General features: G+C 67.5%; 20 protein-coding genes. 12 read left to right on the top strand and 8 right to left on the bottom strand.

Features of this window, described 5'->3' with window-relative positions:
- Nucleotides 1–117: 117 nt before the first annotated feature.
- The 3 genes from C0J29_RS22400 to C0J29_RS22390 form a co-directional block, all read right to left on the bottom strand.
- Nucleotides 118–615: a methylated-DNA--[protein]-cysteine S-methyltransferase gene (locus C0J29_RS22400; RefSeq protein ID WP_120793607.1), complete on the bottom strand. Its 498-nt coding sequence runs from the start codon at nucleotides 613–615 to the stop codon at nucleotides 118–120.
- Nucleotides 612–2,096 (bottom strand): DNA-3-methyladenine glycosylase 2 family protein, encoded by a 1,485-nt coding sequence (locus tag C0J29_RS22395; RefSeq protein ID WP_120793606.1) that lies wholly within the window; start codon nucleotides 2,094–2,096, stop codon nucleotides 612–614. Before C0J29_RS22395 ends, C0J29_RS22400 begins: the two co-directional genes overlap by 4 nt.
- 120 nt (nucleotides 2,097–2,216) lie before the next feature.
- A complete protein-coding gene (locus C0J29_RS22390) occupies nucleotides 2,217–3,854 on the bottom strand; it encodes an adenylate/guanylate cyclase domain-containing protein (protein WP_120793605.1) in 1,638 nt (545 codons plus the stop codon).
- 195 nt (nucleotides 3,855–4,049) lie between these two features.
- Between C0J29_RS22390 and nucS the strand changes: the two genes are divergently transcribed.
- Both nucS and C0J29_RS22380 read left to right on the top strand, forming a co-directional pair.
- Nucleotides 4,050–4,712 (top strand): endonuclease NucS, encoded by a 663-nt coding sequence (nucS, locus tag C0J29_RS22385; RefSeq protein ID WP_065046147.1) that lies wholly within the window; start codon nucleotides 4,050–4,052, stop codon nucleotides 4,710–4,712.
- 1 nt (nucleotide 4,713) lies between these two features.
- Nucleotides 4,714–4,995, top strand: a complete 282-nt coding sequence (locus C0J29_RS22380) for a hypothetical protein (RefSeq protein ID WP_120793604.1) — start codon at nucleotides 4,714–4,716, stop codon at nucleotides 4,993–4,995.
- 19 nt (nucleotides 4,996–5,014) lie between these two features.
- Here C0J29_RS22380 and mce read toward each other — a convergent pair whose 3' ends face one another.
- Nucleotides 5,015–5,470 carry a methylmalonyl-CoA epimerase gene (mce, locus tag C0J29_RS22375; protein ID WP_065046144.1) on the bottom strand — a complete coding sequence of 152 codons (456 nt, stop codon included), beginning with the start codon at nucleotides 5,468–5,470 and terminating at the stop codon, nucleotides 5,015–5,017.
- 82 nt (nucleotides 5,471–5,552) lie between these two features.
- Here mce and C0J29_RS22370 point away from each other — a divergent pair, with 82 nt between their 5' ends.
- Together C0J29_RS22370 and C0J29_RS22365 are read left to right on the top strand one after the other, a co-directional pair.
- Entirely contained in the window at nucleotides 5,553–6,734 is a 1,182-nt protein-coding gene (locus C0J29_RS22370; RefSeq protein ID WP_065046142.1) for an acetyl-CoA C-acetyltransferase, read from the top strand.
- Between the two features lie 175 nt (nucleotides 6,735–6,909).
- Nucleotides 6,910–7,875, top strand: a complete 966-nt coding sequence (locus C0J29_RS22365; RefSeq protein ID WP_120793603.1) for a tetratricopeptide repeat protein — start codon at nucleotides 6,910–6,912, stop codon at nucleotides 7,873–7,875.
- A gap of 87 nt (nucleotides 7,876–7,962) precedes the next feature.
- On the opposite strand, the gene glgB is transcribed toward C0J29_RS22365, so the two are convergent.
- Entirely contained in the window at nucleotides 7,963–10,158 is a 2,196-nt protein-coding gene (glgB, locus tag C0J29_RS22360) for a 1,4-alpha-glucan branching protein GlgB (protein WP_065046137.1), read from the bottom strand.
- 6 nt (nucleotides 10,159–10,164) lie between these two features.
- Nucleotides 10,165–12,252, bottom strand: coding sequence for an alpha-1,4-glucan--maltose-1-phosphate maltosyltransferase (locus C0J29_RS22355; protein ID WP_198913412.1), 2,088 nt, complete (start codon nucleotides 12,250–12,252; stop codon nucleotides 10,165–10,167).
- A gap of 259 nt (nucleotides 12,253–12,511) precedes the next feature.
- On the opposite strand from C0J29_RS22355, the gene C0J29_RS22350 reads away from it, so the two are divergent.
- On the top strand, nucleotides 12,512–15,094 hold the full coding sequence (locus C0J29_RS22350) for a glycosyltransferase family 1 protein (protein ID WP_120793601.1): 2,583 nt from the start codon (nucleotides 12,512–12,514) through the stop codon (nucleotides 15,092–15,094).
- 33 nt (nucleotides 15,095–15,127) lie between these two features.
- Here the strand turns inward: C0J29_RS22350 and C0J29_RS22345 are convergent, their stop codons facing one another.
- Both C0J29_RS22345 and C0J29_RS22340 read right to left on the bottom strand, forming a co-directional pair.
- Nucleotides 15,128–17,137 (bottom strand): ATP-dependent DNA helicase, encoded by a 2,010-nt coding sequence (locus tag C0J29_RS22345; protein WP_065046131.1) that lies wholly within the window; start codon nucleotides 17,135–17,137, stop codon nucleotides 15,128–15,130.
- 3 nt (nucleotides 17,138–17,140) lie between these two features.
- Nucleotides 17,141–18,439 carry a nicotinate phosphoribosyltransferase gene (locus C0J29_RS22340; protein ID WP_065046129.1) on the bottom strand — a complete coding sequence of 433 codons (1,299 nt, stop codon included), beginning with the start codon at nucleotides 18,437–18,439 and terminating at the stop codon, nucleotides 17,141–17,143.
- A 55-nt stretch (nucleotides 18,440–18,494) separates the two neighbouring features.
- On the opposite strand from C0J29_RS22340, the gene clpS reads away from it, so the two are divergent.
- Genes clpS through murI form a run of 7 tightly spaced genes read left to right on the top strand, consistent with a single transcriptional unit; the run spans nucleotide 18,495 to nucleotide 22,717 of the window.
- Nucleotides 18,495–18,800: an ATP-dependent Clp protease adapter ClpS gene (gene clpS / locus C0J29_RS22335; protein ID WP_055579620.1), complete on the top strand. Its 306-nt coding sequence runs from the start codon at nucleotides 18,495–18,497 to the stop codon at nucleotides 18,798–18,800.
- 9 nt (nucleotides 18,801–18,809) lie between these two features.
- On the top strand, nucleotides 18,810–19,391 hold the full coding sequence (aosR, locus tag C0J29_RS22330) for an oxidative stress transcriptional regulator AosR (RefSeq protein WP_065046127.1): 582 nt from the start codon (nucleotides 18,810–18,812) through the stop codon (nucleotides 19,389–19,391).
- A gap of 28 nt (nucleotides 19,392–19,419) precedes the next feature.
- Nucleotides 19,420–20,457, top strand: a complete 1,038-nt coding sequence (locus tag C0J29_RS22325) for a P1 family peptidase (RefSeq protein ID WP_120793599.1) — start codon at nucleotides 19,420–19,422, stop codon at nucleotides 20,455–20,457.
- Nucleotides 20,441–20,881, top strand: a complete 441-nt coding sequence (locus tag C0J29_RS22320; protein WP_277950727.1) for a M67 family metallopeptidase — start codon at nucleotides 20,441–20,443, stop codon at nucleotides 20,879–20,881. Before C0J29_RS22325 ends, C0J29_RS22320 begins: the two co-directional genes overlap by 17 nt.
- 20 nt (nucleotides 20,882–20,901) lie before the next feature.
- Nucleotides 20,902–21,174, top strand: coding sequence for a MoaD/ThiS family protein (locus C0J29_RS22315; protein ID WP_065046123.1), 273 nt, complete (start codon nucleotides 20,902–20,904; stop codon nucleotides 21,172–21,174).
- 59 nt (nucleotides 21,175–21,233) lie between these two features.
- Nucleotides 21,234–21,893, top strand: a complete 660-nt coding sequence (locus C0J29_RS22310) for a rhomboid family intramembrane serine protease (protein ID WP_120793597.1) — start codon at nucleotides 21,234–21,236, stop codon at nucleotides 21,891–21,893.
- Nucleotides 21,890–22,717, top strand: a complete 828-nt coding sequence (gene murI, locus C0J29_RS22305) for a glutamate racemase (RefSeq protein ID WP_065165082.1) — start codon at nucleotides 21,890–21,892, stop codon at nucleotides 22,715–22,717. The genes C0J29_RS22310 and murI overlap by 4 nt, the downstream gene beginning before the upstream one ends.
- Nucleotides 22,718–22,777 lie beyond the last annotated feature (60 nt).

Raw genomic sequence — 22,777 nt, 5'->3', positions numbered from 1 at the left:
CCCCCATTAATTTGGGGGTGTTTTTGCATTTCCGGGGACTCACGGTTCTCGACGAGCAGACGCAAAATCGCGCGAATTCGCGTTCGAAAGGGCGATTTTGCGTCTGCTCGCGGAACTTTAGTCGAACAAAGTCAGGTCGGCCGGCGCCCGCCGCTTCTCCAACGTGAGCAGCGTTTGTTTGCGATCGAGCCCGCCGCCATAGCCGGTCAATTTGCCGGCCGCCCCGATGACTCGATGACACGGCACGATGATGGCGATGGGATTGTGCCCGTTGGCCAGTCCGACGGCCCGCGCGGCGCCGGGAGCGCCGATCTGCCCGGCGATCTCTCCGTAGGATCGGGTCTCGCCGTAGGGAATGGTGAGCAGCGCCTTCCATACCCGCCGCTGGAATTCCGTGCCGCGCAAATCCAATTGCACGTCGAAATCGCACAGCTCGCCCGCGAAATAGCCGTCGAGTTGGCGGACCGCCTCGGGGAACCCGGCGTCGTCCGGTGTCCAGTCGGCGCGACTCGGCTCATAAGTCTGGTCGACCATCCGCAGATTGGTCAGCACCCCGTCGCGTCCGGCCAGGGTGAGCGGACCGATCGGGCTGTCGATAGTGCGGTAAGTGATCATGCGACCTCCTTGGGTGGCCATTGGTTTACCGGGTGCTCGAGGGTGGCCCAGAGATGCTGGGTGGCATAAGACCGCCAGGGGCGCCACCGGGCGCTGTGCTCCTGCAGCGGCCGCTCGTGCGTCGGCAATCCCAGTTGCTCGGCGGCGATCTTCAAACCGAGATCGGTGGCCGGAAAGGCGTCCGGATCGCCCAGCCCACGCATCGCGATCATTTCCGCGGTCCACGGACCGATTCCCGGCAATTCCAGCAGTTGTCGCCGGGCCCGCGCCCAGTCGCATCCGGCGTCCAGCGTGACACTGCCATCCGCGAGAGCCTCGATCAGCCCGCTCAACGTCCGCTGTCGCGACTTCGGCACGGCGAGATGGACCGGATCGATCTCGGCGAGCTCCTCGACGGACGGGAAGGTATGGGTCAGCGCGCCCGCACCGTCGTGCACCGGCCGCCCGTACGCCGCGACCAGCCGTCCGGCGTGGGTGCGCGCGGCCTTGGTCGAGACCTGCTGCCCGAGCACCGCACGCACCGCCAGTTCGGCTTCGTCGACCGTACGCGGAATGCGCTGGCCCGGCGCTTTGGTGACGACGGGTCCCAGTTCCGGATCTGGGCTGAGCGCCTCGACCACAGCTTCGGGATCGGCGTCGAGATCCAGCAGACGCCGGCACCGGGCGGTCGCGGTGGCGAGGTCCCGAAAGTCGTCGAGTACCAGCACGCAGCGCACGTGGTCCGGCGCCGGGGTCAGGGAGACCAGGCCGTTGCCCGAGGCCAGCCGCAGGGTGCGCCGGTAGGCGCCGTCGCGGACCTCTTCGCAACCCGGTACGGCGGTGGCGGCTAGATGTCCGAACACACCCTCGTAGGCGAACGGTGTGCGGACCGGCAACCGCAGCGACAGCACCCCCGCAGAGGGGACAGAACCGAATCGGGCGGCCGCACGCTTGCGCAACAGCGACGGGGTGCTGTCGCACACCAGCCGAACGGTGTCGTTGAACTGCCGGATGCTGGAAAACCCGGCGGCGAACGCCACGTCGCCGAACGGCAGGTCGGTGGTCTCGATCAACACCCTGGCGGCCTGCATCCGCTGCGCGCGGGCCAGCGCGAGCGGACCCGCTCCGACCTCGGCCTGCAGCAGCCTCTCCAACTGGCGGGTGGTGTAGCCGAGGTGACCGGCCAACCCGGTCACCCCTTCGCGGTCCACGGTGCCGTCGGCGATGAGGCGCATGGCCCGCGCAACGACGTCACCACGTACGTTCCACTCCGGTGAGCCAGGCGAGGCGTCAGGGCGGCATCGCTTGCAGGCCCGGAAGCCCGCACGCTGGGCGGCCGCTGCCGTCGGGAGGAATTGCACGTTGCGGGCGAACGGCGGCCGCACCGGACAACTGGGCCGACAATAGATCCGCGTGGTCAGGACCGCGATCACGAACCAGCCGTCGAACCGGGCGTCCTTGGCCTGGACCGCTCGGTAGCAGCGTTCGAAATCCTCATGCACGCTTCCACAGTTACACCCCCGCGCCGACAAGACTGGCGGAAAACCGACATCAATGTGCGGCCCCGGTCCAAGCGGCGTGCGGCCCGGGTCCAGACTGCCTGCGGCGCCGGACAACCCGGCTTACTTGCGCGAGGTGGCCGGCTCCACCGGAGACGCCAATTTCGTGCGCTGATCGTGCCCACGGAGTTTCACGCTCTTGCCCACCGTCCAGCGTGCGGCCTCGTCGTCGCCGGCCCCTTCCAGGGTCTGCTCCGTGGTCAGTAGTTTCCCCGGGCGCGACTTGGCCAGTTCGCACAGCCGGGCCGCCTCGTTGACCGGCTCGCCGATCACCGTGTATTCGAATCTCTCCTTGGCCCCCACATTCCCGGCGACGACCGTTCCGGCCGCCACCCCGATGCCGGCCTCCAGTTCGTCGATCTCGTCGGCCAGCCGGTCGGCGATGGCTCGCGCGCAGGCCAGGGCCTCGTCTTCGGGTGAGTCCAGGTGGTTGGGAGCGCCGAAGATGGCCAGCGACGCGTCGCCTTCGAATTTGTTGACCAGCCCGTGGTGACGGTCGACCTCCTCGACGACGATCGTGAAGAACTGGTTGAGCAATTCGACGACCTCCACCGGTGGACGGCTGGTCACCAGCTTCGTCGAGCCGACGATGTCGATGAAGACGACGGCGACGTGGCGTTCCTCGCCGCCGAGTTTGGGTCGCTCGCGTTCGGCCGCGAGCGCGACGTCGCGTCCGACGTGCCGGCCGAACAGGTCACGGACGCGTTCGCGCTCGCGCAGCCCGTCGACCATGGCGTTGAAACCCCGTTGCAATTCCCCGAGTTCGGTGCCGTCGAACACCACCAGGTCACCGCGGAGGTCACCTTGCTCCACGCGCTTGAGCGCGGCGCGCACCACCCGCACCGGTGTCGCCGTGAGCCAGGCGAAGATCCACAACAAGATGAAGCCGAAGATCAGCGTTGCCGCCGAGATGATCAGCACCCCCACCGCGAATTGGGTCTGCGTCAGGTTCTTCAATGTCATCTCGAAGAACGCCATCAGGCCGATCCCGACGACGGGCACTCCCGACCCGAGCATCCACACCATCATGGTCCGGCCCATGATTCCCGGTGCCAGGCGCCGCGGCGGCGGACCGGCCTCGAGTGCCTGGGCGGCCACGGGTCGCAGTGCGAACTCGGTCAGCAGGTAGCTGCCGGTAGAGACCAGCAGGCCGCAGAAGCTCACCGCGACCAGGAATCGTGGGATGAACATGGTGTTGGCCATGCCGTAGAGGATGGTCGTCAGCACGGTGCCGATCCCCCACAGGATGAGATGGCCGACGGCGACACGCCACGGCGCCATGAAGGTGTTGCGCTCGTCCCTCTCGGTCGGCGTGCGTTCCTCGATCGCCCAGCGCAGCGCTTCGACGGTGCCGCGGGTGATCGTGTAGGCCCCCACCACCAGCGCGGCAGCGATGTAGGCCGGGACCGCGATGAACGACACCCACAGCGGGGCGTCGTCGAACACGCTGGGTATCGGCACCGCGACAGTCACGATCAGAACGGCGACGGCGATGCCGATCAGGTTCGCGGCGACGATGAGGACGGTCATGATGACCTGAATCCGGACCCGACGGCGGTGCTGGTCTTCGGATACCCGCCCGAGCAACCAGGATCCGTAGGCGGGCGTGTCCGGCAGTCGGCCGCTCTGTCGGGTCACCTTCTCCAGGACCCGGCCCAGACGCTGCGCGACGCTTTTCTTGGGGGCCGTATTGGGCGACATGGTGGCGTCAGCCTAATTCTTGCGGGGCGGTCCGGATGACGTCGGGTCTGGCCGCGCCCGTTCTGCCGCGGTCTGTGCCGCGCCAGCGGGCCACGTCGGGATTACCCCATCAACAGCCCGTTCTCTGCGCCGGGTGGGTCTGATTTCGTGCAGCACGCTCGAGGGCTACTCGTCGGCACGTTTTAAGGTGATCGGGTGCGTCTCGTCATCGCCCAGTGCACCGTCGACTACGTTGGCCGTCTCACCGCGCACCTGCCGTCCGCGCGCCGATTGCTGTTGTTCAAGGCGGACGGTTCGGTCAGCGTGCACGCCGACGACCGCGCCTACAAGCCACTGAACTGGATGAGCCCGCCGTGCTGGCTCAGCGAAGAGCCAGGCCCGGTGTGGGTGGTCGAAAACAAGACCGGTGAACAGTTGCGCATCACCGTGGAGGCGGTCGAGCACGACTCCAGCCACGACCTGGGCGTCGATCCGGGTCTGGTCAAGGACGGCGTGGAGGCCCACCTGCAGGCACTGCTCGCCGAGCACGTCGGCCTGCTGGGGGAGGGGTACACGCTGGTCCGCCGGGAGTACATGACCGCGATCGGACCGGTCGATCTGTTGTGCCGCGACGAGAAGGGCGGCTCGGTCGCCGTGGAGATCAAGCGGCGCGGCGAGATCGACGGCGTGGAGCAGCTCACCCGTTATCTGGAACTCCTCAATCGCGACACCATCCTGGCGCCGGTCAAGGGGGTATTTGCCGCCCAGCAGATCAAGCCGCAGGCCCGCACGTTGGCGACCGATCGCGGAATCCGTTGCCTGACACTCGATTACGACAAGATGCGGGGAATGGACAGCGACGAGTACCGGCTGTTCTGAGATGGCCCGCCGCCGTCGACCGCCTCCGCGGCAGACTTTATCGCTACCCAGCCGGATCGAAATCGGGCCGGACGGATACGACTACGAGGTGCGTCCCTTGGCCGCGGCCCGCGCCGTCAAGACCTATCGCTGCCCCGGTTGCGATCACGAGATACGTTCGGGCACAGCGCATGTGGTGGTGTGGCGGGTCGGCGCACCCGACGCGGCGGACGACCGCCGACACTGGCACACGCCGTGTTGGGCCAACCGCGCCACCCGCGGCCCGACCCGGAAATGGTCCTGACGTGGTCCTGACGAAGGGCTTAGTGCGCCGGCTCGACCAGCTCGATCAGCACGCCGCCGGCGTCCTTGGGGTGAATGAAGTTGATCCGCGAATTCGCGGTACCGCGCCGGGCCTTCTCGTAGACCAGGCGGACGCCCTGGGAGCGCAGCTGCTCGCACATGGCATCCAGGTCCCTGATCCGGCAGGCCAGCTGCTGGATGCCGGGTCCGCGCTTGTCGATGAACTTGGCGATCACCGACGTCTCATCCAGCGGCGCCATCAACTGGATCTGCGCACTGGTCCCCGGCACCGCCAGCATCGCTTCGCGAATGCCCTGGTCGTCGTTGATTTCTTCGTGCACCAGGATCATGCCGAGGTGGTCGTTGTACCACGCGATCGCGGCGTCGAGGTCGGCGACTGCGATGCCGACGTGATCGAGTCCGGTCACCAGTGACGTAGCCAGGGTGGGACGGGCGTCAACTTGATCGGTCGTCATTACATAACGGTAACCTCATAAGAAAGAATCCGCTTCTCCGGGTTGGCCCGATCAGCCGTTCCCGTGCCGTTTAGGAGGTTTCATGACGACGTCGGTGATCGTTGCTGGGGCTCGGACGCCCATCGGCAAATTGATGGGATCGCTGAAAGACTTCAGTGCCAGCGACCTGGGTGCCATCGCGATCAAGGCCGCGCTGGAGAAGGCTAACGTGCCGGCATCGCTGGTCGAGTACGTGATCATGGGGCAGGTGCTGACCGCGGGCGCCGGGCAGATGCCGGCGCGTCAGTCCGCCGTGGGTGCGGGCATCGGCTGGGACGTGCCGGCCCTGACGATCAACAAGATGTGTCTGTCCGGGATCGACGCCATCGCCCTGGCCGACCAGCTCATCCGGGCCGGTGAGTTCGACGTGGTGGTCGCGGGTGGTCAGGAGTCGATGACGAAGGCGCCGCACCTGCTCATCGACAGCAGGGCCGGTTACAAGTACGGCGACGTCACGGTGCGCGACCACATGGCCTACGACGGCCTGCACGACGTGTTCACAGACCAGCCGATGGGCGCGCTGACCGAACAGCGCAACGACGTCGACAAGTTCACCCGCCAGGAGCAGGACGAATACGCGGCTCAGTCGCACCAAAAGGCCGCTGCGGCATGGAAAGACGGCGTGTTCGCCGACGAGGTGGTTCCGGTGGACATTCCGCAGCGCAAGGGCGATCCGCTGCAGTTCAGCGAGGACGAGGGCATCCGGGCGAACACCACTGCCGACTCGCTGGCCGGCCTGAAGCCCGCATTCCGCAAGGACGGCACCATCACGGCGGGTTCGGCGTCGCAGATCTCCGACGGCGCGGCCGCCGTGGTCGTCATGAACAAAGAGAAGGCCCAGGAGCTCGGGTTGACCTGGCTGGTCGAGATCGGTGCGCACGGCGTGGTGGCCGGGCCGGATTCCACGCTCCAGTCCCAGCCCGCCAACGCGATCAAGAAGGCGCTCGACCGCGAGGGCATCTCGGTCGACCAGCTCGACGTCGTCGAGATCAACGAAGCGTTTGCGGCAGTGGCCCTGGCCTCCACCAAAGAGCTCGGCGTCAACCCGGAGATCGTCAACGTCAACGGGGGCGCGATCGCCGTCGGGCACCCCATCGGGATGTCGGGAGCACGCATCGCCCTGCACGTGGCGCTGGAACTGGCGCGCCGCGGCTCGGGCTACGGTGTCGCGGCGCTGTGCGGCGCGGGCGGACAGGGCGACGCACTGATCCTGCGGGCCGGGTAACCGTTCCGGCGCGTTGCTGGGTTTGCTGGCGGGGTGCCGTGATAGATACTGTCGGGGTTACTGTGAGATTGGTCATATCGTCCGATCGCGGGCTTCGCGGCGGAATTCCGTCCACTGTTTGCGCGCCCAGGAGGTCGTCGCGCCCGGGCCGTGACGGCGTGACAGACTTGATGCCGTGACTCGTCCCCGTCCCTCGATCGGGCCAGCGTTGGCCGGTGCGGTCGACCTGTCTGGTCTCAAGCAACGCGCTCAGCAGAAGGCCAGTGCGCCGCCGGGTGGCCCCGGTGGTCCGGGTGGTCCTGCTGGCCCCGGCGGCCCGGGCGGCTCCGGTGGCCCGGGCGGGTCCGGTGGCCCCGGGATCGTTCAGGTCACCGAGGCCAATTTCGAGGACGAGGTGATCAACCGGTCCGACGAGATGCCGGTCGTGGTCTTGCTGTGGTCGCCCCGCAGCGAGGTGTGCGTCGACCTGCTCGAGACGCTGGCCGGCCTGGCCGCCGACGACAACGGCACCTGGGCGCTGGCCGCGGCCAACGTGGATGCCGCCCCCGGAATAGCCCGGATATTCGGTGTGCAAGCGGTCCCGACCGTGGTGGCATTGGCTGCCGCACAACCGGTTTCAAGTTTCCAGGGTCCCCAGCCGGCGGATCAGTTGCGGCGCTGGATCGACTCGCTGCTCGAGGCCACCGCGGGGAAGCTGAAAGGCGGACCCGGCTCCGGACAACCGGAGGAAGTAGATCCGGTGGTCGCCCAGGCGCGTCAGGAACTCGAGGCCGGTGATTTCGACGCGGCGAAGCAGTCCTATGAGGCGGTTCTGGCGGCCGACCCCGGCAGCGTCGAGGCCAAGGGGGCCATCCGCCAGATCGAATTCCTCACCCGCGCGACCGCGCATCCTCCCGACTCGGTCCCGGCAGCCGATGCGGCACCCGACGACATCGACGCGGCCTTCGCCGCCGCCGACGTCCAGATTCTCAACCAGGACGTCACCGGCGCGTTCGACCGGCTGATCGTGTTGGTGCGCCGGACATCTGGCGACGACCGCAGCAAGGTCCGCACCAGACTCATTGAGCTTTTTGAACTCTTCGACCCGGCCGATCCTGAGGTGGTCGCCGGCCGCCGCAACCTCGCCAACGCGTTGTACTGACGGGTTCCCCGCGGGCAGACGCAAAATCGCCCCGGAACGTGAGTTCCAGGGCGATTTTGCGTCTGCTCGCCAAAGGCGCCAGAGGACTCAGGCGGGTTCCAGCCAGATCGCCGACGACGGCGGCAGCACCAGCACCGCTGACGCCGGACGTCCGTGCCACGGGTCCTCGGTGGCGTCGACGCCACCGAGGTTGCCGATCCCCGCACCGTTGTAGACGGTCGCGTCGGTGTTCAGGACCTCTCGCCAGCGTCCCGCCTGCGGCAGGCCCAGCCGGTAGTTGCTGTGTTCAGCTCCGGCGAAGTTGAACACGCACGCAAGCACGGAGCCGTCGCTGCCGTAGCGCAGGAAGCTCAGCACGTTGTTGCCCGAGTCGTTGGCGTCGATCCACGAGTAGCCCTCGGGTGTGGTGTCCCGACTCCACAGCGCGGGGTGGCTCGAGTAGATCCCGTTGATGTCGCGCACCAGGCGCAGCACACCGTTGGAGAAGCCCTGCTCGTCGAGCTGCCACCAGTCCAGGCCACGCTCCTCGGACCACTCGGCGCGCTGGCCGAACTCCTGGCCCATGAACAACAACTGCTTGCCCGGGTGTGCCCACTGGTAGGCGAGCAGGCTGCGCAACCCGGCCGCCTTGGCGTGGTTGTCGCCGGGCATCCGCCCCCACAGCGTGCCCTTGCCGTGCACCACCTCGTCGTGGCTGAGCGGTAGCACGTAGTTCTCGCTGAACGCGTAGAGCATCGAGAAGGTCATCTCGTGATGGTGATAGGTGCGGTAGATCGGATCGCGGCTGAAGTAGTCCAGCGTGTCGTGCATCCAGCCCATGTTCCACTTCATCGAAAAGCCAAGGCCGCCAAGGCTGGTCGGCCGGGTGACACCGGGCCACGAGGTCGACTCCTCGGCGATGGTGACGATGCCGGGCGCGGCCTTGTGGGCGGTGGCGTTCATCTCCTGCAGAAACTGCACCGCCTCCAGGTTCTCGCGCCCGCCGTAAATGTTGGGTGTCCACCCACCCTCGGGACGCGAATAGTCCAGGTACAGCATCGACGCCACCGCATCTACCCGCAGACCGTCCATGTGGAACTCCTGCAGCCAGTACAAGGCGTTGGCCACCAGGAAGTTTCGTACCTCCGGACGTCCGAAGTCGAATACGTAAGTGCCCCAGTCTAATTGCTCGCCACGCCGGGGGTCGGAGTGTTCGTAGAGCGGTGTTCCGTCAAAGCGCCCCAGCGCCCAGGCATCCTTCGGGAAGTGCGCCGGTACCCAGTCGACGATGACGCCGATGCCGGCCTGGTGCAGCGCGTCTACCAGCGTCCGGAACTCATCGGGAGTGCCGAAACGGGACGAGGGTGCGTAATACGACGTCACCTGGTAACCCCAGGACCCGCCGAACGGATGTTCGGCGACGGGCAGCAACTCGACGTGGGTGAACCCTTGTTCGACAACATATTCGGTGAGTTGTGCGGCGAGGTCCCGGTAGCTGAGTCCGGGGCGCCACGAGCCGAGGTGAACCTCGTAGGTGCTCATCGGCTCGAAGACGGGGTTGCGCTGGGCCCGCTGCTCCAACCACTCGTGGTCGTTCCAGGTGTACTCGCTCACCGTCACCCGCGACGCGGTCTGCGGCGGCACCTCGGTGCCGAACGCGAACGGATCGGCGCGGTCGGTGACGGAGCCGTCGGCTCCGTGTACCCGGAACTTGTACAGGCCGTCGATCGGGAAGTCGGGCCAGAACAATTCCCATACGCCGGAGGAACCGAGCACCCGCATCGGGGCGTCGGTCCCGGTCCAGCCGTTGAATTCACCGATCAGGCTGACGCCCTTGGCATTCGGGGCCCATACCGCGAATGACACCCCGGTGACGACGCCGTCGGGAGTGGTGAACGAACGGGGATGGGCGCCGAGCACCTCCCAGAGGCGTTCGTGACGTCCCTCGGCGAACAGATGCAGGTCGACCTCGCCCAGGGTGGGCAGGAACCGGTAGGCGTCGGCGACGGTGTGCGGTTCGGACCCGTCGTAAGTCACCTCGAGTCGGTAGTCGACGAGGTCGACGAACGGCAACGCGACGGCGAACACGCCGGAGTCGATGTGCTCGAGCGGCAGCCTGTCCTCGCCGACGAGTGCGACCACGCTGACGGCGTGCGGGCGGTAGGCCCGGATGACGGTGTGGTCGTCGTATTCGTGGGCGCCCAGAATGCCGTGCGGGTTGTGAAGGGTACCTGCGGTCAGACTTGCCAGTTCGGCGGGATCAGGCGCCAGATGCGTTTTGGCGAGTTCATCGGTGTGATTCACTTGCCGTCACCTCCTGCGTAACAACGTGATTCGGGATTCCTCGGGTATGAGCGGCATGTTGATGATGTGGGCGACGGCACGGCCCGGGTCGATGCGGATGTAATTGGATTGCCCCCATTGGTATTCCTCGCCGGTGATCTCGTCGCGCACCCAGAACCGCTCGTAGGGCTCCATGCCCAATGCCGCCATGTCCAGGTGCAGGGTCGCTTCCTCAGGCCCGAAAGCGTTCAGCGTCACCACCACCAGGACGCAGTCGCCGGTTTCCGCGTCGAACTTGCTGAAAGAGAGCAACGCGTCGTTGTCCACGGTGTGGAAGTGGATGGTGCGCAACTGCTGCAGAGCCGGATGCAGCCGCCGGATCTCGTTGAGCCGGGCGATGAACGGCTCCAGAGAGCGGCCTTCGGCCAGCGCACCCGCGAAGTCGCGGGGACGCAATTCGTACTTCTCCGAGTCCAGGTATTCCTCGCTGCCTTCCCGCACTGCCCGGTGCTCGAACAGTTCGTAGCCGGAATACACCCCCCACGCCGGGCTCATCGTCGCCGCCAGCACCGCGCGGATGGCGAACATGCCCGGGCCATGATGCTGCAGCACTTCGTGCAGGATGTCCGGGGTGTTGACGAACAGATTCGGCGTCCGGAAGTCGGCGAGTCTGGCGATGTCGTTTCCGAATTCGGTCAACTCCCACTTCGCCGTGCGCCAGGTGAAGTAGCTGTAGGACTGCGTGAAGCCGAGTTTGGCCAGCCCGTACTGGCGTGCCGGCGGGGTGAAGGCCTCGGACAGGAACAGCACATCGGGGTCGACGGCCTTCACCTTGCCGATCAGCCAGGCCCAGAAGTCCGGTGGCTTGGTGTGCGGGTTGTCCACGCGAAATACCTTGACCCCGTGGTCAATCCAATGCCGCACTACTCGCAGCACCTCGTTGTAGAGCCCGGTGGGATCGTTGTCGAAGTTCAGTGGATAGATGTCCTGGTATTTCTTCGGCGGGTTCTCCGCATAAGCGATGGTGCCGTCGGGCAGTTCGGTGAACCACTGGCGGTGGTCGCGTGCCCACGGATGGTCCGGGGCGCACTGCAGCGCCAGGTCCAGCGCCACCTCCATGCCCAAATCTCTTGTCGTGGCGACGAAGTCGTCGAAGTCGTCGATCGTGCCGAGCGCGGGGTGGACGGCGTCGTGGCCGCCCTCGTCACTGCCGATCGCCCACGGCGAGCCCACGTCGCCCGCGGCGGCAGTCGGATTGTTGTTGCGGCCCTTGCGATGCACCTTGCCGATCGGGTGAATCGGTGGCAGGTACACCACGTCGAAGCCCATCTCGGCGATCCGGGGAAGCGCCGCTGCGGCCGTGGCGAACGTGCCGTGCACCGGGTGACCGTCGGCGTCCCAGCCGCCGGTGGAACGCGGGAACAACTCGTACCAGGAACCGAAGCGGGCCAGCGGCCGGTCCACCCAAATGCCGTGCTGCTGGCCGCGGGTGACCAACTCGCGCAACGGGAACTGGTCGAGCAGTTCCTCGATCTCGGGTGCCAACGCCAGCGCCGTGCGGGTCAAGGGATCACCGGGCTTGCGCAGCGCGGCGGCGGCATCGAGCAGCGGGCTGCGCTGTTGACGGGGGACGCCGGTGGCGGCGCGATCGAAAAGCGCGGCACCCACCAGCAGGTCGTTGGAGAGTTCCTTTTCGCCTTGGCCCGCATTGAGTTTGGCGACCAGCCCATGACGCCAGGAATGAATCGGGTCACCCCACCCGTCTACCCGGAAAGTCCACAATCCCACCCTGTCCGGGGCGAATTGTCCGTGAAACACAAACGGCTCCAGGCCCATTGTCATCGGGAAATTCCGGGGTTTCACCTTTTCGGCGACCTCGACGCCCCCAGCCTCCTGCTCAGCGGCGGCTTGCACGGCCTTCATCCCGCGGGCGTCGCCCACCTGGGGGTAGCGCGAGCCGAGGTACCGCACCACCAGCGTCGCGGCCACGGCCTCATGCCCCTCGCGCCACACGGCGGCGCTGACCGGGATCACTTCACCTACGACCGCCTTGGCGGGGTACGTACCACACGAGACCACGGGCTGTACGTCGTCGATCTCGATACGACCGGGCACCCAATCACTCCATTCGATTGCCCGGCGTCGTGGCGGCTCGTCGTTGCGCCGCATCGTCGCCGGGGCGTTCCGGATTAGTCACCCCAAGCGGCCGCGCCGGTCGTCGTTGAGGTGTCGTTCGTCAGCTCGATGTCTGTCGCCTCTTTGCGCCCCATACCCACCCTAGTGTCCGGCTACACCGGTGAGTGCCCAAGCGCACTGGATAAGTGGTTGCGATAGAACGCTGCACGCAGCGAAAACCGCACTAAGGTTGAAATGCGTGAAAGCCCTCCGCCGCTTTACCGTCCGCGCCCACCTTCCGGAACGCCTGGCCGCGCTGGATCAGCTCTCGACCAACCTGCGCTGGTCATGGGAAAAACCCACGCAAGACCTGTTTGCCACCATCGACCCCGACCTGTGGTTCAAGTGCGGCAAGGATCCGGTCGCGGTGCTCGGCGCGGTGAAGCCCGCCCGGCTCGACGAGCTGGCAGTCGACGAGGAGTTTCTGCGCCGGCTCGACGAGCTGGCTGCCGACCTGAACGACTATCTGACCCGTCCGCTCTGGTACCAGCAGCAGGAAGCCGCCGGTCTGCCGATGCCTACCGGAATCGCGTACTTCTCGATGGAGTTCGGCGTCGCCGAAGTGCTGCCCAACTACTCCGGTGGCCTGGGGATCCTGGCGGGTGACCATCTGAAGTCGGCCTCGGATCTGGGGTTGCCCCTGATCGCCGTCGGTCTGTACTACCGCTCGGGGTACTTCCGGCAGTCACTGACCGCCGACGGCTGGCAGCAGGAGACCTATCCGTCGCTGGATCCGCAGGGGTTGCCGCTGCGGCTGCTCACCGACGCCACTGGTGATCCGGTGCTGGTCGAGCTGGCGTTGCCGGAATCTGCGCAGTTGCGGGCGCGGATCTGGGTGGCGCAGGTCGGCCGGGTGCCGCTGCTGCTGCTCGATTCCGACGTACCGGAAAACGAGCACGAGCTGCGCAGCGTCACCGACCGGCTCTACGGCGGTGACCAGGAACACCGCATCAAGCAGGAGATTCTAGCCGGCATCGGCGGGGTGCGGGCGATCCGCGCGTTCACCGCCATCGAGGGGCGCCCGGCCCCCGAGGTGTTTCACATGAACGAAGGCCACGCCGGGTTCCTCGGCGCCGAACGCATCCGGGAGTTGGTCACCGACGCGGGCCTCGATTACGACACCGCACTGACGGTGGTGCGATCCAGCACGGTCTTCACCACCCACACCCCGGTCCCCGCCGGCATCGACCGGTTCCCGGTGGAGATGGTGCAGCGGTATTTCGACGACGAAGGCAGCCGCGTGACCACGCTGCTGCCGGGCGTACCGACCCAGCGGATCCTCGCACTGGGCGCTGAGGACGACCCGACGAAATTCAACATGGCCCATATGGGCCTGCGGTTGGCGCAGCGGGCCAACGGGGTGTCGTTGCTGCACGGCGAGGTGAGCCGGGCGATGTTCAACGAGCTCTGGCCGGGTTTCGACCCCGAGGAGGTGCCGATCGGGTCGATCACCAACGGCGTGCATGCGCGCACCTGGGCCGCCCCGCAGTGGCTGCAGCTGGGCCGCGAGCTGGCCGGATCGGACTCATTCAGCGAGCCGGCGGTGTGGTTGCGGCTGCAGCAGGTCGACGCCGGGCATCTGTGGTGGATCCGGTCCCAGCTGCGCGAGCTGCTGGTCGAGGACGTCCGGGCCCGGCTCCGCCAGTCGTGGCTGGAGCGGGGCGCATCCGAAGCCGAATTAGGTTGGATTGCAAAGGCTTTCGATCCGAATGTGCTCACGGTCGGCTTCGCCCGGCGAGTCCCGACGTACAAGCGGCTGACATTGATGCTGCGCGATCCCAGCCGGCTGGAACGCCTCCTGCTCGACGAGGAACGCCCGGTTCAGCTGATCGTCGCCGGCAAGTCGCACCCGGCCGACGACGGCGGCAAAGCGCTGATCCAGCAGGTGGTGCGATTCGCGGACCGGCCAGAGGTGCGGCATCGCATCGCCTTCCTGCCGAACTACGACATGTCGATGGCGCGGTTGCTGTACTGGGGCTGCGACGTGTGGCTGAACAACCCGCTGCGGCCGCTGGAGGCGTGCGGCACCTCCGGCATGAAGAGCGCGCTCAACGGCGGGCTGAACCTGTCCATCCGCGACGGCTGGTGGGACGAATGGTACGACGGCGAAAACGGTTGGGAGATACCGTCTGCCGATGGCGTCATCGATGAGGACCGGCGCGACGACCTGGAGGCCACCGCGCTCTACAACCTGCTGGAGCAGGCGGTGGCGCCGAAGTTCTACGAGCGCGACGAGCACGGGGTGCCGCCGCGCTGGATCGAGATGGTGCGCCACACCCTGCAGACGCTGGGTCCCAAGGTGCTCGCTTCGCGGATGGTCACTGACTACGTCGAGCACTACTACACCCCGGCGACGCAGTCGCGGCGCAAAACCATCGCCGAGGGCACGTTCGAACCGGCTCGCGAACTGACCGCGTACCGGCGGCGGGCCGAGGAGGCGTGGCCGCGGATCGTCGTCACCGATGTCGACAGCACCGGACTGCCCGACACTCCACTGCTCGGGTCGAAGCTGACGTTGACCGCCACGGTCCAGTTGGCCGGGCTGGCACCCGACGAGGTGACCGTGCAAGCGGTGCTGGGCCGGGTCGACAGTGGCGATGAGCTACTGGACCCACACACCGTCGAGATGACGTACACCGGCAGCGCCGAGGGCGGCAACCAGGTCTTCTCCACGACGACGCCGCTGCCGCTGGCCGGGGCGCTGGGCTACACGGTGCGGGTACTGCCGCGTCATCCGTTGCTGGCGAACAGCAACGAGCTCGGCCTCGTCACGCTGGCCTGACAACCCCGCGAGCAGACGCGAAGTCGCACGTTCTCACGGAGAATCGTGCGACTTCGCGTCTGCTCGCGCCAGCGCGGGGGAGTCGCGCAGTCGGCGCAGCGCGGCGCGGACCTGCTCGGTGTTGGTGGTCTGCCAGAACGGTGGCAGCGACGCCCGCAGGTAGTCGCCGTACCGCGCCGTCACCATGCGCGAGTCCAGCACCGCGACCACACCGCGGTCAGACACCCGGCGCAGCAGCCGGCCAGAACCCTGCGCCAGCAACAGCGCCGCATGGCTGGCCGCCACCGCCATGAACCCGTTGCCGCCGCGCGCGGCCACCGCACGCTGGCGCGCGCTCAGCAGTGGGTCGTCGGGACGGGGGAACGGGATGCGATCGATCAGCACCAGGGACAGCGACGGACCCGGGACGTCGACGCCTTGCCACAGTGACAACGTCCCGAACAGCGATGTCTCGGGGTCGTCGGCGAATTGCTCGACCAGTGCCGAGGTGCTGTCGTCGCCCTGACACAACACCGGGGTGGACAGCCGCTCGCGCATCGCCTCGGCCGCCGCCCGGGCCGCGCGCATCGACGAGAAGAGGCCCAGGGTGCGCCCGCCCGCGGCGGTGACCAGCTCCGCGATCTCGGTCAGTTGTTCGGCCGTGCCGGTGCCCTCGCGGCCCGGTGGCGGCAGGTGCGCGGCGACGTAGAGGATGCCTGACTTGGCGTGGCTGAACGGCGACCCCACATCGACGCCGCGCCACGCCGCTTCCGCGCCGGTCAGGCCCCACGCCTGGGCCATCGCGTCGAAGGCTCCACCGACCGTCAGGGTCGCCGAGGTCAGCACCGTCGTGGCACGCGAGAACACCTTGCTGGCAAGCAGTTCGGCGACCGACAGCGGCGCCACCCGCAGCACGGCGCGCGGCGAACCCCGGTTCTCTTCGTGATCCAGCCACACGATGTCGGTGCGGTCGGGGATGGCCGGTCCGAACGAATCGAGGATCCGCGCCGCGGTGTCGGAGATCTCGATCAGCGCCGAGGCAGCTTCCGCGCGCGCCGCGGCCGCCCGCGCGTCGCTGGTGCTTTCGATCGCCGACCGGGCCGCGTTGGCGGCATCGCGCAACGCTGCCAGGTACGTCGCCAGCTCGTCGTCGAGGTGGTCGATGCGGCCGGGCTGCGCGTCGTGGATCGCGGAGGAGAAGGTGGCCGAGGCTGCCTCCAGGCGATCGACCAGTTCCGGACCCACCAGCCTGCCCAGCCGCCGGGCGGCCACTCCCAGCGCCGCCGACGTCAGCTCGGCGGTAGCCACCGAGGTCACCCGGTCGGCCAGTTCGTGCGCTTCGTCGACCACCAGCAAGGAGTGTTCGGGCAGCACCGCGGAGTCAGACACCGCGTCGATTGCCAGCAGCGCGTGGTTGGTGACGACGACATCGGCGGTTCCGGCGCGCGCCCGGGCCCGCTCCGAGAAACACTCCGAGCCGAACGAACAGCGTGCCACCCCGATACATTCGCGCGCCGAAACGCTGACCTGAGACCAGGACCGGTCCTGCACACCGGGCTTCAGGTCGTCACGGTCGCCGGTCTCGGTTTCGGCCGACCATTCGGTGAGACGTTGCACGTCGCGGCCCAGCGCCGTGACCGCCATCGGGTTGAACAATTCCTCCTGCGGCCGATCGTCGGTGTCGTCGGCCGCGCTGCCGTTGTGAATCTTGTTCAAGCACAGGTAATTTCGACGCCCCTTCAGCAACGCGAAGGTCGGCCTGCGGGGCAAGGCGCCGGCCAGCGAATCGGCGAGCCGGGGCAGGTCGCGGTCGACGAGTTGGCGCTGCAGTGCGATCGTGGCGGTCGACACGACCACCGGTGCGTCGTCCTCGACCGCCCGGACGATCGAGGGAACCAGGTACGCCAACGACTTTCCGGTGCCGGTGCCCGCTTGCACGACCAGGTGCTCACCCGTTTCAAACGCCCGCGCCACCTCGGTGGCCATGTCCACCTGACCGGGGCGTTCGCTACCGCCGAGCGCGGCTACCGCGATCGCCAGCAACTCGGGGACAGACTCGCTCACGGCTCAGACCGGAATGGTTTGCGTCGGGATCGCCGGATCGCCGGGGGACAGCGCCAGCCCCTCCCACGGCAGGCTGCGCAACCCCGACGCCACCAACTCCCGCGCCATCGTCAAGTCATTGTCGACCAGGATCTCGCCGCCGCGGACGAGCGACGTCGTCAGCGCCCGGTGCGGCCCGGTGACCGACGGTGGCCGCCCGAAGGGATGCACGACCTCCTCGGTGACGGTGCCGGTGGGCCGGGACAGCCGCAGCGCCGCTTTGCGGCCGCCGTGCGACCCCTTCTGGCTACTGCGCTTCTGCACCGCGATTCCATCCACCTCCACCAGTTTGTAGACCATGCTCGCCGTCGGTGCGCCCGAGCCGGTGACCAACGAGGTACCGACGCCGTAACTGTCCACGGGTGCGGCCAGTAGCCCGGCGATGGCGAACTCGTCGAGATCGCTGGACAGCACGATGCGCGTGTTGGGCGCACCCAGTTCGTCGAGCTGGGCGCGCACCTGGTGGGCCAACACCGCGAGGTCGCCGGAGTCGATCCGGACGGCACCCAGGTCCGGACCTGCGGCCGCCACCGCGTTGGCCACTCCCGTGGTCACGTCGTAAGTATCGACCAACAGCGTGGTGCCGGGCCCCAGCGCTGCGACTTGCGCGCGGAATGCCGCCAACTCGTCGGGCCCCTGATCGGTGGTGTGCACCATGGTGAACGCGTGCGCGGCGGTGCCCACCGACGGCACCCCGTACCGGCGTTGGGCCTCGAGATTGGATGTGCCGGCGAAACCGGCGATGTAGGCGGCTCGCGCGGCCGCGACCGCGGCCTGCTCATGGGTGCGCCGCGAGCCCATCTCGATCACCGGGCGATCCCCGGCCGCGCTGACCATGCGTGCCGCCGCCGACGCGATCGCCGTGTCGTGGTTGAAGATCGACAGGATCAGGGTCTCGAGCAGCACGCACTCCGCGAAGCTGCCGTGCACCGACAACACCGGCGAATGCGGGAAGTACAGCTCGCCCTCGGCGTAGCCGTCGATGTCGCCGCGGAAGCGGAATTCCCGTAGATACTGCACCGTGTCGGCGTCGAGGAACTCCGACAACAAGTCACAGGCGCCGTCGTCAAACCTGAACTGCGGCAGGGTTTCCAGCAGTCGTCCGGTTCCGGCGACCACCCCGTAGCGCCGGCCCGGCGGAAGCCGCCGCGCGAACACTTCCCAGCTGGTGCGACGGTGCGCCGTGCCGTCGCGCAGGGCCGCGGCCAGCATGGTCAACTCGTATTTGTCGGTCAGCAGCCCAGCAAGTACCGAGTCGTTCACATCGCAAAGGTATCGGCTGGCTGCAATGTAAGCCTGGCTCGGTATCCTTAGCGCCATGGTTGTAGCGATCGCGCCGGCCAAGCCAGGCAGCACCGGACAACGGGAATCCGCTCCGGTCGAAGCTACGACGAGTCCGTGGGTGACCATCGTCTGGGACGACCCCGTGAACTTGATGACCTACGTGACGTACGTCTTTCAGAAGTTGTTCGGTTACAGCGAGCCGCATGCCACCAAACTGATGCTGCAGGTGCACAACGAAGGAAAGGCCGTGGTGTCCTCGGGCAGTCGGGAGTCGATGGAGGTCGACGTGTCCAAGCTGCATGCCGCCGGGTTGTGGGCGACCATGCAGCAGGACCGCTGAGTCCTGATAGTGCGCAAATGGAAGCGCGTCGAAACCCGCAACGGACCTCGTTTCCGGTCGTCGCTGGCCCCGCATGAGGCGGCTCTGCTCCAGAACCTGGTGAGTGCGATGGTCGGTTTGCTCGACGAGCGGCAGGCAACGTCGCCGTCCGACGAACTCGAGGAGATCACCGGCATCAAGACCGGGCATTCCGAGCGCCCGGCCGACACGACGCTCGGCCGGCTGCTGCCGGACTTCTACCGCAACGACGAGGGCGATCCGCTGACTCTCGAGGCTTCGGAAGCCCTCAACTCCGCGCTGCGCAGCCTGCACGAGCCGGAAATCATCGACGCCAAACGCGTTGCGGCGCAACAGTTGCTAGATACCTTGCCGGCCAACGGCGGACGGTTCGAACTGACGGAGGACAGCGCCAACGCCTGGATCTCGGCCGTCAACGACCTGCGGCTGACGTTGGGAGTCATGCTCGAGATCGGGCCACAGGGCCCGGAGCGGTTGCCTGCCGACCACCCGTTGGCCGCGCATTTCGATGTCTATCAATGGTTGACGGTGTTGCAGGAATACCTCGTGCTGGTGCTGATGGGGCCACGATGATCCCTGAAGAAAAAGGCAGGACGGCCGGATGAGTTCCATCACCGACGTCGCCGGTATCCGGGTCGGCCATCACCAGCGGTTGGATCCGGATGCGTCCCTCGGCGGTGGATGGGCTTGCGGCGTCACCGTAGTGCTGCCGCCGCCGGGCACCGTCGGTGCGGTGGATTGCCGCGGCGGTGCGCCGGGGACCCGGGAGACCGATCTGCTGGACCCGGTCAACAGCGTGCGCTACGTAGACGCCGTGTTGCTGGCCGGCGGCAGCGCGTTCGGTCTTGCCGCGGCTGACGGCGTGATGCGCTGGCTCGAGGAACAGCAGCGCGGCGTGGCCATGGGTGACGGTGTAGTGCCGATCGTGCCGGGTGCGGTGATCTTCGACCTTCCGGTCGGCGGCTGGGATTGCCGGCCGACGGCCGAGTTCGGTTACGCGGCCTGCGCGGCGGCCGACGCGTCCGGCGACGCGGCGCCGGTGTCCGTCGGGACGGTCGGTGCCGGGGTCGGGGCGCGCGTCGGGGTGCTCAAAGGCGGCGTGGGGACGGCGTCGGTCACCCTGCCCTCCGGCGTGACCGTCGGCGCGCTGGCCGTGGTCAACGCCGCCGGCGAAGCCATCGACACGGCCGCCGGGTTGCCCTGGATGGCCGAGCTGATCAATGAATTCGCCCTTGCACCACCACCGTTCGAGCAGATCGAGGCGCTGGCGCAATTGCCGTCCCCGTTGAGCGAGCTGAACACCACCATCGCGGTGGTGGCGACGGATGCGGCGCTGAGCCCGGCGGCGTGCCGGCGGGTCGCAATCGCCGCACACGATGGTCTGGCCCGGACGCTGCGGCCCGCTCACACTCCGCTGGACGGCGACACCGTGTTCGCTCTGGCCACCGGTGCCATCGAGGTGCCCCCTTCGGCCAAGACCCCGGCGGCGCTGTCGCCCGAGACCGGGTTGCTCACCGTGATCGGCGCGGCCGCGGCCGACTGCCTGGCCCGGGCGGTGCTCGACGGAGTCATCGCCGCGGAGTCGGTGGCCGCGATACCGGCATACCGGGATGTGCTGCCGGGTGCGTTCGGGCCGTGAAGGCGCTGCGGTGCTGGTGATCCGCGCCGACCTGGTTGAGGCGATGGTCGCCCATGCCCGCCGCGACCACCCCGACGAAGCCTGCGGTGTGCTCGCCGGCCCGGATGGCTCCGATCGGCCGGAGCGGCACATTCCGATGGCCAACGCGGAACGCTGCCCGACGTTCTACCGCTTCGATTCGAGCGAGCAACTCTCCGTGTGGCGGGCCATGGAACGTGCGCGCGAGGTGCCTGTCGTCATCTATCACTCGCATCCGGGGTCCGAGGCGTATCCGAGTCGCACGGATATCGAGTTGGCGGCCGAACCGGATGCGCACTACGTGGTTGTGTCCACCCGCGATCCGCACCGGCACGAGCTGCGCAGCTACCGCATTGTCAACGGTGCCGTAAGCGAGGAACCTGTTGACATCGTCGAGCAGTACTGAGCCGCCATAGAAAGGCCAGCATGACCGTCACCGTGTCCATTCCGACCATCCTGCGACCCCACACCGGTGGCGAGAAGCGCGTCTCGGCCAGCGGCGACACGGTGGGTGACGTCATCAAAGACCTGGAGGCCAACTACTCGGGCATCTCCGATCGACTCATCGATAACGGCCGGTTGCACCGGTTCGTGAACATCTATGTGAACGACGAGGATGTCCGGTTCTCGGGCGGCTTGGACACTGCTGTCGCCGACGGCGACTCGGTCACGATCCTGCCCGCGGTCGCGGGCGGGTAGCGGCGTTAACTACCGGTAGCCTGGACGTTTGGGGCAAGGGATGAGGAGCAGCGGCGCAGATGAATAAGCGCGTTCCGGCGACCCAGTCGGACAAGAAGCCGGGCTGGGTGATCGGCGCGACGACGATCATCACCTTCGTCGCTCTGTTGTACGTCGTCGAGCTGATCGATCAACTCAGCGGCGGCCGGCTGGACCGCAACGGCATCCGTCCCCTGACCACCGATGGCTTGTGGGGCATCGTCTTCGCCCCGGTCCTGCATGCGAACTGGCAACACCTGATCGCCAACACCGTGCCGATGCTGGTGCTGGGCTTCCTGATGACGCTGGCGGGTTTGTCGCGGTTCGTCTGGGCGACCGCGATCATCTGGATCCTGGGCGGCTTCGGGACCTGGCTGATCGGCAACGTCGGCAGCAGCTGCGGCCCGACCGACCACATCGGCGCGTCGGGGCTGATCTTCGGCTGGCTCGCCTTCCTACTGGTGTTCGGCATTTTCGTCCGTCACGCGTGGGACATCATCATCGGCCTGGTCGTGCTGTTCGTCTACGGGGGCGTGCTGCTCGGCGCCCTGCCCGTCCTCGGTGTCTGCGGGGGCGTGTCCTGGCAGGGCCACTTGTGTGGTGCGATCGCCGGCGTGGTGGCCGCGTATCTGTTGTCGGCGCCCGAGCGCAAAGCCCGTGAGCGGAAAAAGGCTCACCGCTCGCCGCACCTGAAGACATGAGTTCGCCGCTGGCTCCCATCGGAGTGTTCGATTCCGGCGTCGGAGGGCTCACGGTCGCGCGGGCGATCATCGACCAACTGCCCGACGAGGACATCATCTACGTCGGCGACACGGGCAACGGCCCGTACGGTCCGCTGGCCATACCGGAGATCCGCGCCCACGCGCTGGCCATCGGCGACGATCTGGTCAGCCGCGGCGTCAAGGCATTGGTGATCGCGTGCAACTCCGCTTCCGCGGCTTGCCTGCGGGATGCGCGCGAACGGTACGACGTGCCGGTCGTCGAAGTGATCCTGCCGGCGGTCCGCCGCGCGGTTGCTGCAACCCGCAACGGTCGCATCGGGGTGATCGGCACGCGGGCGACCATCACCTCGCACGCCTACCAGGACGCGTTCGCCGCCGCGCGCGACACCGAGATCACCGCGGTGGCCTGCCCCCGGTTCGTCGACTTCGTCGAGCGCGGCGTCACCAGCGGAAGGCAGGTGCTGGGTCTGGCCGAGGGGTACCTGGAGCCGCTGCAGCGCGCCGAGGTGGACACCCTGGTGCTGGGTTGCACGCACTACCCGTTGCTGTCCGGACTGATCCAGCTCGTGATGGGCGAGGACGTCACGCTGGTCTCCAGCGCTGAGGAGACCGCCAAGCAGCTCCTGCGCGTCCTCACCGAACGCGACCTGCTGCACCCCCACCCGGACGATCCCGGCGCCGCCCCGCCGTCCAGGGTGTTCGAGGCCACCGGCGACCCCGAGGCGTTCACCAAACTCGCCTCCCGATTCCTCGGGCCCGCGGTCGTCGGCGTGGGCCCCGCTCGCCAGGTTCCCGTCTTGTGAAAAAGCCGACGATTCTGATGGTCCAATGCGGCGATGTTTTCCCCATCGTGGTAAGCGGCA

The sequence above is a fragment of the Mycobacterium paragordonae genome (assembly GCF_003614435.1).
Classification (GTDB): Bacteria; Actinomycetota; Actinomycetes; order Mycobacteriales; family Mycobacteriaceae; genus Mycobacterium; species Mycobacterium paragordonae.
Note: the sequence above shows the minus strand (reverse complement) of the source record. Positions and strands in the feature narration are given on the sequence as shown.

Bases quoted from the DNA above. Each gene is read 5' to 3' on its own strand.
- C0J29_RS22400 (WP_120793607.1), bottom strand. From the start codon at position 615: ATGATCACTTACCGCACTATCGACAGCCCGATCGGTCCGCTCACCCTG.
- C0J29_RS22390 (WP_120793605.1), bottom strand. From the start codon at position 3,854: ATGTCGCCCAATACGGCCCCCAAGAAAAGCGTCGCGCAGCGTCTGGGC.
- C0J29_RS22380 (WP_120793604.1), top strand. From the start codon at position 4,714: ATGGCCCGCCGCCGTCGACCGCCTCCGCGGCAGACTTTATCGCTACCC.
- mce (WP_065046144.1), bottom strand. From the start codon at position 5,470: ATGACGACCGATCAAGTTGACGCCCGTCCCACCCTGGCTACGTCACTG.
- C0J29_RS22370 (WP_065046142.1), top strand. From the start codon at position 5,553: ATGACGACGTCGGTGATCGTTGCTGGGGCTCGGACGCCCATCGGCAAA.
- clpS (WP_055579620.1), top strand. From the start codon at position 18,495: ATGGTTGTAGCGATCGCGCCGGCCAAGCCAGGCAGCACCGGACAACGG.
- C0J29_RS22325 (WP_120793599.1), top strand. From the start codon at position 19,420: ATGAGTTCCATCACCGACGTCGCCGGTATCCGGGTCGGCCATCACCAG.
- C0J29_RS22315 (WP_065046123.1), top strand. From the start codon at position 20,902: ATGACCGTCACCGTGTCCATTCCGACCATCCTGCGACCCCACACCGGT.
- C0J29_RS22310 (WP_120793597.1), top strand. From the start codon at position 21,234: ATGAATAAGCGCGTTCCGGCGACCCAGTCGGACAAGAAGCCGGGCTGG.
- murI (WP_065165082.1), top strand. From the start codon at position 21,890: ATGAGTTCGCCGCTGGCTCCCATCGGAGTGTTCGATTCCGGCGTCGGA.